The organism is Mesorhizobium sp. HAY1-8B (assembly GCF_056868045.1).
Map to the genome: position 1 here is coordinate 2,108,368 of NZ_CP200321.1, position 16,225 is coordinate 2,124,592.

The following is a 16,225-nucleotide window of genomic DNA, read 5'->3' on the forward strand; positions in this document are numbered from 1 at the left end:
TAAGGGCTTAAGAGGCATGTCGCGGCGGTTCCGTGGCGGAGGGACGGTCGGGCATGGAAAGGGCACGAATCGAATGGTTGCATGTCGCGAGCCGTATCAAATAAACAAATGATTACCGGGCCGATGACTTTAACTATGTTGAAAGTATTGTCTGTTCGCGGGCCATCGTGACGCTTGTGCCGGCGGTGGTTAACGTTTAGTTTCCGCTAATATGCGTCCGAGGGGAATATAAGCGATCATGCTGGGGCGATTCATCAGGGGGGCAGGCGAACAGCAGGCGGCGACAAAGGCCGATTCGGCGGCGGTGCTGCCTGTCACTCCGTCGCTGTCGCCAGCCGCTGATATCGAATCGCATGGCGACGATTTTCTGACGCTCAAGGTCGAGCTTCATCGCCATCTTATCGATCGGTTCAACCTCGCCACTCTTGAAAATGCCTCCAAGGATGAGATCCTGAATGAGATCCGCCCGATCGTCCGCGAGTTCGTTCGAAACAGAAGCGTGCCGCTGAACGCACGCGAACTCGATCAACTGACCAGCGACACTGCCGACGAGATGCTGGGGCTGGGGCCGATCGAGCCGCTGCTGAAGGACGATTCGATTTCCGATATCCTGATCAACACCCACGATCGCGTCTTCATTGAACGGCGCGGTGTAATCGAGGAGACCGCGATCCGGTTTCGCGACGAGGCGCATCTGCTGCGCGTCATCGGCAAGATCGTTTCGGCGATCGGCAGGCGCGTCGACGAATCGGCGCCAATGGTCGATGCCCGCCTGGAGGACGGGTCTCGTGTCAATATTGCGGTGCGGCCGGTCTCGGTCGATGGCCCGCTGGTGTCGATCCGCAAATTTTCCAAGAATCCGTATTCGCTCGAACGATTGATGACGCTCAATTCAATCCGTCAGCCGATGATCGAACTGCTGCGCATCGCCGTGCAGGCGCGCAAGTCGATCCTGGTGTCCGGCGGCACCGGCAGCGGCAAGACGACCTTGCTCAACGCCCTGTCGAGCTACATCCCGTCCAGGGAGCGCTTGATCACCATCGAGGATGCAGCGGAGTTGCAGTTGCAGCAGCCGCATGTCGGCCGGCTCGAGACGCGGCCGCCCAATGTCGAGGGCAAGGGCGAAGTCCGCCAGCGCGAACTGCTGAAAAACGCGCTTCGCATGCGGCCCGACCGCATCATCGTCGGCGAGGTACGCGGCGAGGAAGCCTTTGACATGCTGCAGGCGATGAACACCGGTCACGAGGGCTCGATGACCACCATCCATGCCAACACGCCGCGCGACGCCATCTCGCGGCTCGAGCAGATGGTCGGCATGGCCGGCATGCCGATGAGCCATGACTCGATCCGGGCGCAGATCGCGTCCGCCATCGACATCATCGTGCAGACGCAACGTCTTTCCGACGGCGGCCGGCGCGTGACGTCCATATCGGAAATCACCGGCATGGAGGGCAATGTCGTCCAGCTCCAGGAAATCTACCATTTCGTCCGGCGCGACATGGGCGCGGACGGCAGCATCGTGGGCGAATTCCGCGCCACCGGTGTTCGGCCGCGCTTTGCCCAGGAAGCGGCGTCGCTCGGCCATCAGTTCGCCAAGGACGCCTTCAACCCGCAGGTTCCACTCTGATGCTGACCGGGCAGACCTTGCTCTACTTCATTTACGTGCTGGCGGCGGCGTCGGTCATCCTTGCCGGCGAATCCTTCTATCTGTCCTTCGCCGGAAGACGGGCGCGTGCGGGCGCGATCAACCGGCGGCTCAAGCGTCTGGGAGAAGAATCGACTGCCGAACAGAGTTTGCAGGGACTGCTGCAAGAGCGCGGTCTGACAGGCTCCGGCGATTTCAGCTTCGGTGCGATAGGGCTGAACCGGCTCTACACCCAGTCCGGCATCACCGGTAACCCACTGGCTTTCGCGGCCGTGTTCCTGTTTGCGGGCCTCTCGCTGGCATTTGTGCTGACTTTGCTCCTGGGGTTTTCCGTTCCGGTCGCGGTCATTGTTTTTTTGCTTGTCGGTTTCGCGCTGCCGGTTCTCGCTCTACGGCGCGCCCGAAACAAGCGTATCCAGAAATTCGCCACGCAACTGTCGGATGCGCTCGACATGATCGTTCGTTCGCTGCGCGCCGGCCATCCGACCACCGTGGCGATCGGGCTGGTCGCCCGCGAAATGCCGGATCCGCTGGGAACTGAATTCGGCATCGTGTCCGATGAAATCACGTTCGGCCTCAGTCTCGAACAGGCGGTTCGAAAGCTGTCGGAGAGGGTGGGATTCGAGGGACTTCACCTTCTGTCGGTATCGCTCTCCATCCAATCCAAGACTGGCGGCAACCTCACCGAGATCCTGTCCAACCTGTCATCCGTGCTGCGCGAACGGCGCAAGATGCGGTTGAAGATAAGGGCGCTTTCAGCCGAGGGCCGTGTGTCGGCCTGGATCATTTCGCTGTTTCCAGTCCTGATGTTCGGCATCCTCTATGTCGTCGCTCCCACATTCTATGGGGATGTGTGGGACAGCCCGCTCATTCTGCCGGTGTTCCTGATCTTTGGACTTTGGGCGCTGCTGGGCGATTTCATCATGTATCGGATGGTCAATTTCGATCTCTGAGGGCTGGGACATAGACTTCGTGACCAATATTGGAAATTCGCCCGTGCTGCTCTCTCTTGCCGTCTTTGGGGCGGCCGCGGCGCTTTTTCTGGTGGCCGCGTTCGTCATCACGCCGGTCCTCCAGACCAGAAGGCTGGTTGCCCGGAGCCTGTTGTCCGAGGGAATAACCAATCGCCGCTCGCTTTTGGGCCAGGAACAACTGGCCAGGATTTCGGCGCAGCGGCCGGTGGATGCCTACTTCCGCGCGCTGGAGAAGGAGCGCGGTCAGCCGAATGCGCTGGAAGCGAAATTGTTTCGAGCCGGGTTCCATCAAGCAAGCGCGCCGGTAATCTACACGCTGTCGCGGCTCGGTGCGGTCTGTGTCGGTTTTCTGGCCGGTTATGCGCTCCTGTCTCGGTTGTTGCCGCCCGAATTGCCTGGGTTTCTCGCCTTTGCCGGCGCTGCTCTCTTCGGTCTCGCCTGCATCGTGGTGCCAAGTATCCTGCTCGACCGCTTCGAGAATGGGCAAAAGCAGATATATCGCCGCAGCTTTCCCGACTTCATGGACATGATGATCACTTGCGCCGATGCGGGCATGAGCCTGGAGGCGGCGGTGGAGCGCGTCGGCACTGAATTGGCCAGCACCCACAAATGGCTCGGCATTCAGCTATCGATCATGAATTTGCAGTTGCGTGCCGGCAAGCCGCTGCGAGAAGCGCTGCATGAGCTTTCGGACCGTATCGGCCTCGAAGAGGCGCGGGCGCTGGCGGTTTTGTTCCGGCAGTCGGAAGAACTGGGCACCAGCCTGACGGACGCCTTGCGCGTCTACAGCGACGAGATGCGCGGCCAGCGGATTCTTCAGGCCGAGGAACGCGCCAATGCCTTGCCGGTCAAGATGATGATTCCATTGGGGCTTTGCATTTTCCCGGTGGTGATGATGGTCATCATGCTGCCTCTCATCATTCGCATGAAGGGCATTTTCTTCTGAATAGGTATATGCTTTGGTTCTAAAATAGGGTCGGGGACTCTTGGGGGCAAAAATGACAAGGCCAATGCGCCTCGCAGCCGCAGCCATTCTGTCGATAATGACGCTTGCCGGCTGTCAAACAAACGGGGCGGATACCACTGGTGGTGTCGTGCGCACCAACGAGCCGTCGAAAGGCGACGTCACGTCCTTCGGCGATGCCTTCGATGGGTTAAAGACTGTCAGCGACGTCGAATATTATGCCTCGGACCAGGCAGTCGCCGAAGCCAAGAACCAGTTCCGCGCGGAAAACTACGGCAATGCCGGCGCCCTGTTCTTCAAGGCGACGCAACTGGCCCCCAATGATGGTAACGCCTGGATGGGTTTGGCCGCTTCGTGCGATCGCATCCACCGTTTCGACCTCGCCGACCGGGCCTATGGCAGGGCGTTCAAGCTGGTTGGCGCGACGCCGGAATATTACAACAATGTCGGTTATTCCTACCTGCTGCGCGGCAAGCTGCAGGATGCACGCAGCAATTTCCTCAAGGCCTACGAACTGGCGCCCAACGATCCGACCGTGGCCAACAATCTGAAGCTGCTGTCGTCGAGCGTGCAGAACATCGAGCGCTAGGGTGCCCGTATGCTGCTTGTCGCATCTTTGCTGCTGAAGGCTCTTGCCATCCCCTTGCTGGCCAGGGTCGCCTGGCTCGATTTCACCACCCAGAAAATATCCAACCAAAATGTACTGCTGTTGCTTTGTATGGGGCTCGGGTCGCTCCAGCTCCTATCGGTCCAGGCCGGGTCATGGTGGGATATGGGCTTGAGTGCGCTTGCTGGCCTTCTCCTGTTTCTCGCGCTGTTCCCATTCTGGGTCCTGCACAAGGTTGGGGCGGGAGATGTCAAGCTGATGGCGGTCATGCCTTTCGTGATCGGGGGCAGCGGCCTTGCGGTCTTTTCTTTCCCCCTGCTGGTTTTTGCCCTCACCACGGCCTTGATCGTGAAAAATCCGTTCATGCTGCCCGAGGGCGCCTTCCGCCTTTATGCTCAGCACCTCGACCGCAAGGGGGTTGTGCCGTTCGGCGTTCCGATCTCGCTGGCCGCGATATGCACGATAGCCTTCCTTATCTATGAAAATGTGGTGCAGGCGACCAATTCTGGAGTCCTGGACCAGCTTAACTGAAGCTCCACGGGCCGGTCCCGCTGAATTCACGCACCAAGATCAGTCCAGCCGGCGTGGGCTTTTCGCCGATGCCCCAATCCGGGTACGGCAGGGGGCATCATCACCAGCCTCGAAACGACCCACATTAGCCGCTCCGCCTTGCCTGTCGGCGGTCCATGTCTTGTCCAGCAATCAATTCGATGGCTAGATAAACGATCCACAGGGGAAGGTATTATGGCACTTCACCTTTCGGCGGATGCCCCGGCTTCGGTCGCGGCCACGCCACAAAAATATCTCTTTGGCCCGTTCATCGACTTCTTCATGCTTGGCGGAAGCGCGCTTCTGATCCTGCCGGTCCTGTATTTTCTGCCTCTGCGGTATGAAGCCGCCGTTACGCTGACGATGTTCTTGCTCTCGCACCTCATAAACCAGCCGCATTTCGGTCATTCGTACCAGATCTTCTATCGTAATTTCGCCCGCAAGGTGCGCGGTGAGGGGTACGGCCGCAATCTCCAGATCCGCTATATTCTCGCGGGCATTGTCGTCCCGCTCGCCATGATTGCCTTCTTTGCCTATGGCTCGCTGACGGGCAACGCCCGTCTTCTGGGCTATGCGACCAACGCGATGGGCTTTTTCGTCGGCTGGCACTATGTCAAGCAAGGCTACGGCATGCTGATGGTGGATGCCGTGCTGAAGCGCAAATTCTTCAGCGATCAGGACAAGAAGGTGTTGCTGTTCAACGGCTATGCCGTGTGGCTGTTCGCCTGGCTTCAGACGAATGTGGTGATCACCGAGAGGCAATTCTGGGGTTTGGAGTACTACACCTTCGCGGTCCCGCCATGGCTCATCACCATCGCCATGTCGATTGCCGCTGCCTCATCGGCCGCCACCGCGGTGATGTTCATCAATCGCTGGCGCAGGCATGGCGGGGCGCTGCCTTACAACGGCGTCGTTGCCTACGTCGTGTCCCTCTATGCCTGGATCCTGTTCGTGACGCTGAACCCGCTCTGGCTGCTCGTCGTGCCGGCGCTCCACTCCTTGCAGTACCTGGCGGTGGTCTGGCGCTACCAGACCAATGTCGAGCGCGACCGGGCGGATGCCGTCACGAAGCCGGGATTGAAGCCCCTGTCCATTCTTGGACCGCTCTACAGGCTGCGCGTCCTGGCCTTCATCGTGTTTGGCGGAATTCTTGGAGCGCTCGGGTTCTGGCTGGTGCCGATGGCGCTGACCGCCATCGTTCCCTATAACAAGGCGGTGCTCGGCTCGTCGCTGTTCCTGTTCATCGCCTGGATATTCATCAACGTGCACCATTACTTCCTGGACAATGTGATGTGGCGGCGCGGCAATCCGGAAGTCTCGAAATATCTGTTCCGCTGAAGCCATCGGCTGAATTCAGTCCGGGCAGCGGCCAGTGCGGAAGGGCCATTCCCGGTACGGACACGATTCGTTAACCAAGATGCTGTTCATCGACAGGACGAGTTTGTGAGACGGATGCCCGTCTGCCTGTTCAACCCTGCCTGTTCAACCCCGCTTGTCAGGTCGAGGTTTTCGAAAAGAAGGCTCAGCAGCTGGCGAAAGACGTCAAATCGCCCGAAACAGAAACAATGTGCAAGGCATGAACGTGATTGAAAGCGAACAGAACGCGCCCGGCGCCTCCCATCGTTGGACATGGCTGCCGGCCATCGTGGTCGCGTTCCTTTGCCTGTGCGTCACCAGCGCGTCCGCCGAGACGCGCGCCTTGAGGATTAAACATCTTCATACCGGCGAGAAGGCCGAGATCGTCTTCAAGCGCAACGGGCGCTACGATCAGGCGGGATTGAAGAAGATCAATTTCATGCTGCGCGACTGGCGCCGCAACGAGCCGACCAGGATGGATCCGCGCCTGCTCGACCTCGTCTGGCAGGCCTATCGCGCCAGCGGCTCGACGTCCTACATCCATGTCGTCAGTGCCTATCGCTCGCCGGCGACGAACGCCATGCTGCGCAGCCGCTCGAAGGGCGTGGCCCGGGAAAGCCAGCACATGGTTGGCCGCGCGATGGATTTCTTCCTGCCGGACGTGCCGCTGAAGAGGCTGCGGGACATCGGCCTCAAGATGCAGGGCGGCGGCGTGGGCTACTACCCGACCTCCGGTTCGCCTTTCATTCACATGGATGTCGGCAATGTGCGGCATTGGCCGGGAATCAGCCGGCAGGAGCTCGCCAGAGTCTTCCCGAACGGCAACACGCTGCATGTGCCGAGCGACGGCAGACCGCTTCCCGGCTATGACCAGGCGCTTGCCGCCTACAAGTCGCGCAAGTCCGCCGGCACGCCCAATATCGAGCTGGCAAGCGTCGACGGCGTTCAACGCAGGCCGGCGCGTGGCCTGCTGGCGACGCTTCTGGGCGGGCGCGGTGGGGACGACGCGGAGGATGTCGCGGAGGCCGTGCCGGCACCACGCAAACCGGCTAGGTCCGTTGAACCCAAGACCGCGGGACAGGGCATCGCCATCGTGCCGCCGGAGGCAGCCCAGCGGGCGGATATTCAGGTGGCGTCCGCCGGTGCGGCCGAGGAACCGCTCGCTGAGCAAAAGAGCAAGACACCGGAAGCAATCGTCATGGCGATGGCGCCCAGCGCGGTACCGCTGCCGGCCTTCGCCCCACGCGCCACGGCAACGGCCAGCATTCCGACGCCGCAAACCGCACCGGTCGCGATAGTCAGCGCATCCGCGGCACATGCCGAATTGCCGGGCGCCAAGCCGGCGGTGGCCAATGCCGAAATGCCCTTGGGCAAGACGGATACCGCTCCAGCGGCCGTCGCGCCGGACATGGTGGCGTTCAACATCCCCTTGCCGACATGGCGGCCGCAAAGCCAGACAGGCCTGGCGCCTCACCCGGAAGCAGCCAAATCCGCCGATGCCGTCGCTGCCTTGCTGGCAATGCATCATCCTGACGATGGGCATGGACTGGCCGCTCAGCGGGTTGCCGTCCCTGCATCGAAACCCGAAGATCGCGTCAGGACGAGCCCGAAGGCCGACCGTGTCCAGCCACGTCTCGATCCCGAAGCCACCGCCATGATCGTGCCGGCCGCGTCGACCGGCCGGCCGCTTGCGGCACGCCTTGGCACAGCCGCCGGGCCGACGGCGGCACCCGTCATCGCCGCCAAATTCATCCGCACGGCGCCGGAGCAGGTCTATCTCGACGGATTCCAGCCGCGTGGACAGACGTCCGATCATCGCCGCTTCACCGGCTCGGCGGTCAAGTTCCTGCCCATCGCCAGCTTCAAATAGGGGCGGAAGCAGCCGTTCGACCGGCTTGGACAGGTGTGGTGCAATACGGATGCTCGGGCCGTCACCCCTGCCGAAGCCGCGCTGACGGCTCTGTAAGATATTTTCCAAATTTGACAATCATGCATGAAATTGTAAGGTAATCGTCTTCCCGTCAGCGAGAGGCGATGACCATGTCGATCCGCGAAGAACTGGCCAACACGACCTTGGCGTTCACGTCGGCGGAAGAAAAGATCGTTCAGGTTCTGCTTGCCGATTATCCGATGTCGGGGCTTGGAACAGCGACCCGTCTGGCACGGCGCGCCGGGGTCAGCGACCCGAGCGTGACACGGCTGATGACCAAGCTCGGCTATGTCGGCTTTGCCGATTTCCAGGCGCGTCTGCTCACCGAGGTCGAATCCAGGCTGCACTCGCCGCTGCTGATGATGGAGGCCAAGCGCCCGGGCGGCTCCAGCGAAGGCACGGCGCTGGCCTATTTCCACTCGGTCTCCGACAGTCTGGAGCGCACGCGCACGGCGGTGCCGCTGCAGGCTTACACGCGCGCGGTCAATTTGCTGCTCGAGACCAAGGGCCAGGTCGTGCTGCTGGGCGGCCGCTTCAGCCGGCATATCGCCTCTATGCTTGCCGGCTACCTCCTGCAATTCCGCTCCGGCGTGCGCGACATCGGTTCGCTCAGCCCTGCCGATTTCGATCTCCTGATCGACCTTGGCAGGCGCGACCTTCTCGTCGTGTTCGACTATCGGCGCTACCAGTCGGACGTGGTGAGCTTCGCGCAACAGGCGCATGAACGCGGCGTCTCCGTGCTGCTGTTCACCGACGTCTGGTTGTCGCCGATCGCCGACATCGCCGATCTGACCATGGTCGCGGCGATCGACGCCAATTCGCCCTTCGACACGCTGGCCACCGCCGTAGCGCAGATGGAGACTGTCTTCGCCCATGCGCTGGAAGGCCATGGCGCCGGGGTGCGCAAGCGCATCGAGGACATCGAGAAGATCCGCAGCGCCAATGCCGTCACCCTCGATGCCGCCCTGTCGGCACCGGAGAACGAAACCGCCAAACCCAGAACCCCCAGGAAATAGCGTCGAAGCGCCGGCGCGGCGATGCGAGGAAGGAAACGACGATGCCCGATACCCAGACCATCATCGATGCCGTGCAGGCCGAGATCGAGGCCGACCGCGATTGGCTGATCGGGCTGACCCGCGACATGGTCCGCATACCCTCGGTCAATCCCAAATTCGAAGCCAACCCGGCGATCAACCGCGAGGCGGATGTCCAGGCGCTGCTCGAACCGATCCTCAAGCAGGATGGCTTCCGCACCGAACAATGGGATGCCTTGCCCGGCCGGCCCAATCTGGTCGGCGAGTGGGCCGGAAACGAAGACCGCAGCCTGATCCTGTGCGGGCATATCGATGTCGTGCCGGTCGGCGAGATGAAGGACTGGTCCGTCGATCCGTTCGGCGGCGAGATCACCAATGGCCGGCTCTATGGCCGGGGTGCTGTCGACATGAAGGGCGGCGTCGCGGCCTGCGTCGCCGCCGCTCATGCGATCAAAAAGGCCGGCATCACGCTGCAAGGCCGATTGGCGATCCATTCCGTCGTCGACGAGGAGGCCGGCGGCTTCGGCGCGATAGACGCGGTGAAGAAGGGCAAGCTCGCCAAGGCGGTGCTTGTCGCGGAGCCGACCTGGGGCGACGTGCTGCCGGTCGAGGGCGGTCTTGAATGGGCGCGGGTGACGATCCGTGGCCGCAACGCGCATTCGGCGCTGCGCTACAACGAAATCTATCCGCAGCGCCACGACAAGGACCGGCTGAAGCCGGGCGTCAACGCGATCGAGATCGCGGCGCGCTTCATTGCAGCCGTCCGCCAGTATGAGCTGGACCGGACGCGGGCAAAGTCGCACCTGCTGCTGCCGCTCGGCATGAACACCATCAATATCGGCGTCGTGCATGGCGGCACAGGTCTTGGCGAGCATGGCCTGCCGACCGTGATGACAAACCCGGCCATTATCCCCGATGTCGCCGTGCTCGATCTCGACATGAAGTTCCTGCCGCACGAGAACTCGGCCGACTATCGCCGCGACTTCGAGGCGTTCGTCCATCATTTCGCTCAAACCGACGCCTGGCTGCGCGACAACCCGCCGACCATCCAGTGGGAGCTCGGCGGTCTGCATTTCCCGCCGATGAACACGCCGGTCGACCATCCGCTGGTGACGTCGCTGATGAGACGCAAGGCCGCGGTCGGCAAGGCGCCCGAGGCACGCGGCTTCGTCGCCGTCTGCGATGCCGCGCACTATGCTGGCGCGGGTGTCGACGGCGTCATCTTCGGTCCATCGGGCGATGGTTTCCATGGCGCCAACGAATATGTCGAGGTGGAATCGGTGGTCGAGACCGCCAAGGTGATTGCCGCTTCGGTGATCGACTGGTGCGGGGTGCGCTGAGCGGAATTCTGTTTCCGGCGGTCAGGCCGGGCGCTTGATCCGCCCGGCGACGGCACCCCATGCGGCCTTGATCATGCCGGCCAGCCCGCTCGGATAGGCCAGCATCACGCCGATGATCAGCACGGCTGTGATCATTGGCCGCCATGCCCCGAAATCGGCCATCCACTCGGCAAAGACGGTCAGCACGAAGGAGGCGATGATGGCGCCGTAGATGGTGCTGGTTCCGCCCAACAACACCATCGACAGGATGATGGTCGCCAGGCTCATGCCGAAGACGTCGATCGAGGCATTGCGCTGGTAAGCGGCATAGAAGGCACCGGCAACACCGGTGAAAAAGGCGCTGGCTGCAAGCGTCAGCATGCGCTGGCGCACGATCGAGACGCCGCGGCTGATGGCGTATTCTTCATTGTCGCGCAACGCCACGATGCTGGCGCCGGCACGCGAGCGCACGAACACGCGCAGGAACGAAGTGCTTGCCACCAGCAGCGCCAGCGCGATGTAGAAATAGGCGAACTTGCCGTCTCGGACCATGTTGTGATCGAACCAGTAGAGGCCGGGAATGCGCACGATGCCTTGCGTGCCGCCGGTGATGTCGGACTGGCTGAGGATCACCTGCATCACCAGCTGCGCGAAGCCGAAGGTCACCAGGATGATGTAGATGCCTTTCAGCCGCAGGATTGGGATGGTCACCAGGATCGCCGCCAGCGTGGCGATGATGCCGCTGGCAAACAGCGCGATCCAGGGGTCGAGTCCGGCCAGCTTGGTCAGCAGGCTGTAGGCATAGACGCCGATGCCAAACAGCGCCAGATGGCCGAAATTGAAGACGCCGCCATAGCCGAGGCTGAGGTCCCAGTTCGAGGCGACGATGGCATAGATGAAGGCCATGATCAGGATGTGGCGGGCATAGGTGTCGCCGAAGACCAGCGGCAGCAATGCCAGCAGCACGAAGCCGAGCACGAAGCCGACGGCCTCATGCTTCCACGGCGTGCGGCCGGGCGCGATCGGGGTTGCCGCTGCTGTACGGACTGGTGCCATCGTCGAGGTCGTGTCGGTCATGCGAGGCCTCGCGAGCGGCTGGCGAAAATACCCTCAGGGCGCACCATCAGGGTCAGGATAAGCACGCCGAACAGTAATGCCGGCGTCCAGTAGAGGCCGAAATAGTAGCTGCAGGCGGCCTCGAAGAAGCCGATGAGATAGGCGGCGAAGATTGGTCCCGATATGCTCGATATGCCGCCGAAGACGACAACGATCAGCGCCTTGAGCAGCGGGTCGCTGCCCATGACAGGCGACATGAAGCGATAGCCGCCCATGAAGATGCCGGCGAGCCCCGCCAGCGAAGCGGCGATGGCGAAGGCCAGCCCATAGAGCGCGGTGACGTTCAGCCCGACCAGGTGGCTGGCATCCTCGTTCTGCGCCACTGCGCGCAGTGCCAGCCCAAGCCGGGTGCGGTTGAGGAACATCCAGAGAGCCGCCAGGATCAGCGGCGTGATGACGATGATGGCGATCTGGTGCAGCGAGACGCCGACGCCACCGATGGTGGCGTTGCCGTCGATCAGCGCCGGGATCTGTTTCGATCGCGGCCCCCAAATGGTCAAGGCGCCGTTCTCGATCAACGAGCCGGCGGCAAGCGTGGTGATGACGACGACCAGCACGATGTTGGGCCGGCCGATCAGCGGCCGCACTACGCTCGCCTGCAGGATCCAGCCGACGCCGGCCATGACGACGACGGCGACCGGAAAGGCCACCGCCGCCGGCAGGCCGAGTTCGACGAGTTGCCAGGCGATATAGGCGCCCAGCATCATGAACACGCCATGGCTGAAGTTGAAGACACCGATCGTCGTCCAGACCAGGGCCAGCCCGACCGCCATCATGGCGTAGAGCGAGCCCTGGAACAGGCCGCCGAACAGGATTTCCGCCAATGCGCTCATGTTCGAAATCCTAATGGCCAAAATACATCGACATGATCTCGCCGTGGTCGAGGCTTTCGCCCGGCTTGATCTCGGTCGCCACCGCGCCATGATTGACGAGGTAGAGTTGCTGCGTCAGCTCCAGCAGGAACTCGATGTCCTGCTCGACGACGATCAGCGGCACGCCGCCGCGCGAAATGTCCATGACGGAAGCACAGAGCTCGTCCTTGATCTTGGGTGCCAGCCCCAGCGTCGGCTCGTCGAGGATCAGCAGGCGCGGGTGGCTCATCAGCGCCGTGCCGATCGACACCATCTGGCGCTCGCCGCCCGACAGCGTGCGCACGCGCTGGCGCCAGCGTTCCGCCAGTTTGGGGAACAGCTTGACCACCTTCTCGCGGTTTTCGGCCTCATGCGGGCGGGCGCGCGACGAATAGGCGCCCAGCGCCATGCAATCGGCGATGGAGAGGTCGGGAAACAGCCGGTTGCCTTGCGGCACATGGATCAGCCCGGTGCCGACGATGGCGCGGGCGCTACGGCCGGCGATGTCATGCCCGTCGAACAGGATGCGGCCGCTTTTCGGCTGTAGCAGCCCGGAGATGGCGCGCAGCAGCGTCGTCTTGCCATGGCCGTTGGGCCCGAACAGGCCGACATTGCCGAAACGGCCTGCCTCCAGCGAAATGTCGTGCAGCACGGTAACGCGGCCATAGCCTGCGGTCACGCCCTCGACGGTGAGAATGGGATTCACGCCACCGCCCTCCTGGTTCCGAGATAGGCTTCGATGACGCGCTGGTCGGCGATCACGCTCCCCGGTTCGCCGGCGGCGAGCACGCGGCCATTGTTGAGCACCAGCAGATGCTGTGACAGACTCATCAGGAAGGTCAGCACATGCTCGATCAGGAGGATTGTGATGCCGCGTTCAGCGGTGCGGCGGATCAGCCCGATCGACGTCTCGATCTCGGGCTTGGTCAGGCTCGACGCCGGCTCGTCGAGCAACAGCATGCGCGGCTGCATGGCGATCGCGGTCGCAAGCATCAGGCATTTGCGCTCGAAGACGGACAGTTCGCCCGCCAGCCTCCCGAACGATGCCGACCCCAGTCCGACGAACTCCAGCGCTTCGGCGGCGGCTTCGCGGGCGGCCGCGGCCGCCTTTTCCTGCTTGCCGTAGCTTGCGCCGATCAAGGCGTTCTCGAAAACGGTCAGCCCGTCGAAGGAGGTTTCACGCTGAAAGGTGCGGGCAAGGCCGAGGCGCGCGATGGCGTGCCCTGGTTTGCCGTTGATGGCGGCCCCGTCGAAGCGGATGCGGCCCCGGTCAGGTCCGAACGGGATGCCGGTGATGATGTTGAACAGCGTGCTCTTGCCGCTGCCGTTCGGGCCGGCGATGCCGAAAATCTCGCCGGCCTCGACCTTGAACGACACGCCATCGACGGCCTTCAGCGAACCGAAGGCCTTCGACACGTCGTCCAGTTCAAGCAGGGCCATTCCTCACTGCATCCAGGGCTGCGGCTTGAAGGCGCCGGTTGCGTATTTCTCCGGCGAGATCAGCGCGCGCTGGCCGTCCCAGATCTGGAAGAAGGTGATCGGGATATAGTCGTCGCCCTGCGTGGCAAGGTGGGTTGCGGGATCGAATTTCAACCGGCCCTCGGCGACCTGCTTGTCGGTTTCCGACAGTGCTTTCATGATCGCAGCATGGTCCGATGCGCCGCCGACCTTCTTGACCGCGTCGAAATAGACATTGGTCATTTCGTAGAGGCCGACGCCGTAGGTCCCGCTCTCGACACCGTATTTCGCCTTGAACTTGGCCGCTACCTCGTCGGCGCGCGGGTTCTTCGGCGTCGTCAGCGCCCCGCCCAGGAGATTGTAGATCACACCGTTCGACTTCTTGCCGGTCAGTTCGACGAATTCCGGAACGCTCGGCGCGTATTGCAGGAAGACCAGGCTCTTGGTCGGCTGCTCGAGGAACTGGTTCAGGAAGGATGCCGAATTGCCCGGCAGATAGTCGGTGTTGATGACGACGTCCGGAACATTCTCGCGCACCTTGGCGAGAATCGAGCGCCAGTCGGTCACTTCGCCGAACGGAACGATCTCGTCGACCGTGATGGTCCAGCCCTTCTCCTTGAAGGTCTTCTTCATGCCTTCGGAGATGGTCTTGGAATAGGCGTTGTCCGAGGAGATGATGGCGACCTTCTTGGTCGGCAAGGTGATCTTGCCGTCGGCCGCGAGCTTCTCGACGAACAAGGTGACGTCGGTGTTGTAGGCGTCGAAGGACGGCGTCAGCGACCAGCAGCACATGTACTTGTCAGGGTTCGGCGCGATGATATCCTTGGTCTGCTGCGAGGTGGCCGCGAGCATGTAGGGCATCTCCGCCTCGGCCATGTTGTCGATCTCGAAATTCGTCAAGCTGGCGTAACCAGTGAGCATGAACTGCACGCCGGGATCGCCAAGCAGACGCTCGACCGCGCTGGTGACATTGCCGGCGGACTGATCCTTGACGTCGCCGACCACCAGTTCGAACGTGTTGCCGGCAACGCCGCCGGCCGCGTTTGCCTCGTCGATCGCCATCTGTACGCCGCGCTGGAATTCCTGGCCGTCCGCCGCGGCGGGCCCGGTGATAGGCGCGAGCAGGCCGATCTTGACGACGTCGGCGAAAGCGGGCGCGCTCGCCGTGGCAAACACGCCGATCAGCGCGCTGCTCATCAGCATATGGCGGATTCTGTTGCCTGCGGATTTGGATTTCATCGTGCGGTTCCCTGTTTTCCTCCCGTTCATCGGGAGTTGGATAATTGACAATCTACGCATAATTGTTCTTATTTGAAAAGGATTTTTCAACGCAACCTGACCGGGAAGACGGTTCCGGCAAAAGGTATGGAAGCGGTGGCGCTTTGCTGCGCATCTGCACTAAAACAAGGCAATTCCAGACGGAGCGGACCATGACGATCTCGCAGAAGACCCTTGAAACCAGCCACGGCAAGATCGCCGTTCGCGAGACCGGTGGCAAAGGCACCGCCGTGTTGCTGATCCACGGCAATTCCTCTTCCGGAGCTGTTTTCCGCAACCAGCTCGAGAGCCCGCTGGGCGAGCGCTACCGCATCATCGCCCCCGATCTGCCGGGCCACGGGGCATCAGGTGATGCGATAGATCCGGACCGCTCCTACAGCATGGAGGGTTATGCCGATGCGATGACCGAAGTGCTGGGGCTGCTCGGCATAGACAAGGCCATCGTCTTCGGCTGGTCGCTTGGCGGCCATATCGGATTGGAGATGATCGACCGCTTTCCCGGCCTGCTCGGCCTGATGATTACCGGCACCCCGCCAGTGGCGCCCTCGGAGGTCGGCGACGGCTTTAAACCGAGCCCGCACATGCACCTTGCCGGACAGGAAAGTTTCACTGCCGCTGATGTCGAGGCTTATGCGCGCAGCACCTGCGGTGAGCCGTTCGAGCCGTTTCTCCTTGACACTGTCGCACGCACAGACGGTCGCGCACGGCGCCTGATGTTCGAGAAATTCGCGGCAGGCACCGGCCGCAACCAGCGCGAGATCGTCGCCGGTAAGACGCCGCCGATTGCCGTTCTGAACGGCATCGACGAACCGTTCGTCAACACCGATTTCGTCGCGGCCGTGAAGATTTCCAACCTGTGGGAAGGCAAGGCGCATCTGCTCGACGATTCAGGCCATGCGCCGTTCTGGGATTCGCCCGACCGCTTCGACCCAATCCTCGCCCGCTTCGTGGCGAGCGTCGACAAGGGGTAACTTCGCAGGACGGCCTTCGCGGCCGACAGCTGTCGGCAGGCGGAATACTGTGAGGCAATGGCTCCGATCTTGCCGGTGCCTTCAATAGGCGCATGCACGTAAAACCGTCTTCGGTTGCGAAGTTATGGCGCAAGCAATCGCCAATATGCAAAGTATCGGCATTGCGCCGGTGG

The 16,225-nt window shown here is 62.2% G+C and carries 15 protein-coding genes; 10 read left to right on the top strand and 5 right to left on the bottom strand.

Annotation, left to right across the window (positions count from 1 at the left end; all coding sequences use genetic code 11):
- Positions 1-238: 238 nt before the first annotated feature.
- The 9 genes from AC1VON_RS10200 (at position 239) to AC1VON_RS10240 (ending at position 10,399) form a co-directional block, all read left to right on the top strand.
- On the top strand, positions 239-1,627 hold the full coding sequence (locus AC1VON_RS10200; protein WP_483121910.1) for a TadA family conjugal transfer-associated ATPase: 1,389 nt from the start codon (positions 239-241) through the stop codon (positions 1,625-1,627).
- The gene (locus tag AC1VON_RS10205; protein WP_172352236.1) at positions 1,627-2,598 is read left to right on the top strand and encodes a type II secretion system F family protein; all 972 of its coding nucleotides are present in this window, start codon (positions 1,627-1,629) and stop codon (positions 2,596-2,598) included. The genes AC1VON_RS10200 and AC1VON_RS10205 overlap by 1 nt, the downstream gene beginning before the upstream one ends.
- 19 nt (positions 2,599-2,617) lie before the next feature.
- A complete protein-coding gene (locus tag AC1VON_RS10210; protein ID WP_445299289.1) occupies positions 2,618-3,565 on the top strand; it encodes a type II secretion system F family protein in 948 nt (315 codons plus the stop codon).
- Between the two features lie 52 nt (positions 3,566-3,617).
- Positions 3,618-4,172: a tetratricopeptide repeat protein gene (locus AC1VON_RS10215; protein WP_483121912.1), complete on the top strand. Its 555-nt coding sequence runs from the start codon at positions 3,618-3,620 to the stop codon at positions 4,170-4,172.
- Between the two features lie 9 nt (positions 4,173-4,181).
- Positions 4,182-4,721 (top strand): prepilin peptidase, encoded by a 540-nt coding sequence (locus tag AC1VON_RS10220; protein ID WP_172352234.1) that lies wholly within the window; start codon positions 4,182-4,184, stop codon positions 4,719-4,721.
- Positions 4,722-4,934: 213 nt separating this feature from the next.
- On the top strand, positions 4,935-6,077 hold the full coding sequence (locus AC1VON_RS10225) for a hypothetical protein (RefSeq protein ID WP_483121915.1): 1,143 nt from the start codon (positions 4,935-4,937) through the stop codon (positions 6,075-6,077).
- Between the two features lie 238 nt (positions 6,078-6,315).
- Positions 6,316-7,965, top strand: a complete 1,650-nt coding sequence (locus tag AC1VON_RS10230) for a peptidoglycan L,D-endopeptidase MepK (protein ID WP_483121916.1) — start codon at positions 6,316-6,318, stop codon at positions 7,963-7,965.
- Positions 7,966-8,135: 170 nt separating this feature from the next.
- Positions 8,136-9,041 (top strand): MurR/RpiR family transcriptional regulator, encoded by a 906-nt coding sequence (locus AC1VON_RS10235; RefSeq protein WP_172352231.1) that lies wholly within the window; start codon positions 8,136-8,138, stop codon positions 9,039-9,041.
- 41 nt (positions 9,042-9,082) lie between these two features.
- Positions 9,083-10,399 (top strand): M20 family metallopeptidase, encoded by a 1,317-nt coding sequence (locus AC1VON_RS10240; RefSeq protein WP_483121918.1) that lies wholly within the window; start codon positions 9,083-9,085, stop codon positions 10,397-10,399.
- A 21-nt stretch (positions 10,400-10,420) separates the two neighbouring features.
- Here AC1VON_RS10240 and AC1VON_RS10245 read toward each other — a convergent pair whose 3' ends face one another.
- Genes AC1VON_RS10245 through AC1VON_RS10265 form a run of 5 tightly spaced genes read right to left on the bottom strand, consistent with a single transcriptional unit; the run spans position 10,421 to position 15,042 of the window.
- On the bottom strand, positions 10,421-11,455 hold the full coding sequence (locus tag AC1VON_RS10245) for a branched-chain amino acid ABC transporter permease (protein WP_483121920.1): 1,035 nt from the start codon (positions 11,453-11,455) through the stop codon (positions 10,421-10,423).
- Positions 11,452-12,327, bottom strand: coding sequence for a branched-chain amino acid ABC transporter permease (locus AC1VON_RS10250; protein WP_115144875.1), 876 nt, complete (start codon positions 12,325-12,327; stop codon positions 11,452-11,454). The genes AC1VON_RS10245 and AC1VON_RS10250 overlap by 4 nt, the downstream gene beginning before the upstream one ends.
- Before the next feature lie 10 nt (positions 12,328-12,337).
- Positions 12,338-13,051 (bottom strand): ABC transporter ATP-binding protein, encoded by a 714-nt coding sequence (locus AC1VON_RS10255; RefSeq protein WP_483121922.1) that lies wholly within the window; start codon positions 13,049-13,051, stop codon positions 12,338-12,340.
- Positions 13,048-13,785, bottom strand: coding sequence for an ABC transporter ATP-binding protein (locus tag AC1VON_RS10260; protein WP_483121923.1), 738 nt, complete (start codon positions 13,783-13,785; stop codon positions 13,048-13,050). Before AC1VON_RS10260 ends, AC1VON_RS10255 begins: the two co-directional genes overlap by 4 nt.
- A gap of 3 nt (positions 13,786-13,788) precedes the next feature.
- Complete coding sequence (locus AC1VON_RS10265; RefSeq protein ID WP_172352227.1) at positions 13,789-15,042, bottom strand: ABC transporter substrate-binding protein; 1,254 nt, start codon at positions 15,040-15,042, stop codon at positions 13,789-13,791.
- Positions 15,043-15,233: 191 nt separating this feature from the next.
- Here AC1VON_RS10265 and AC1VON_RS10270 point away from each other — a divergent pair, with 191 nt between their 5' ends.
- Complete coding sequence (locus tag AC1VON_RS10270; RefSeq protein WP_172352226.1) at positions 15,234-16,052, top strand: alpha/beta fold hydrolase; 819 nt, start codon at positions 15,234-15,236, stop codon at positions 16,050-16,052.
- Positions 16,053-16,225 lie beyond the last annotated feature (173 nt).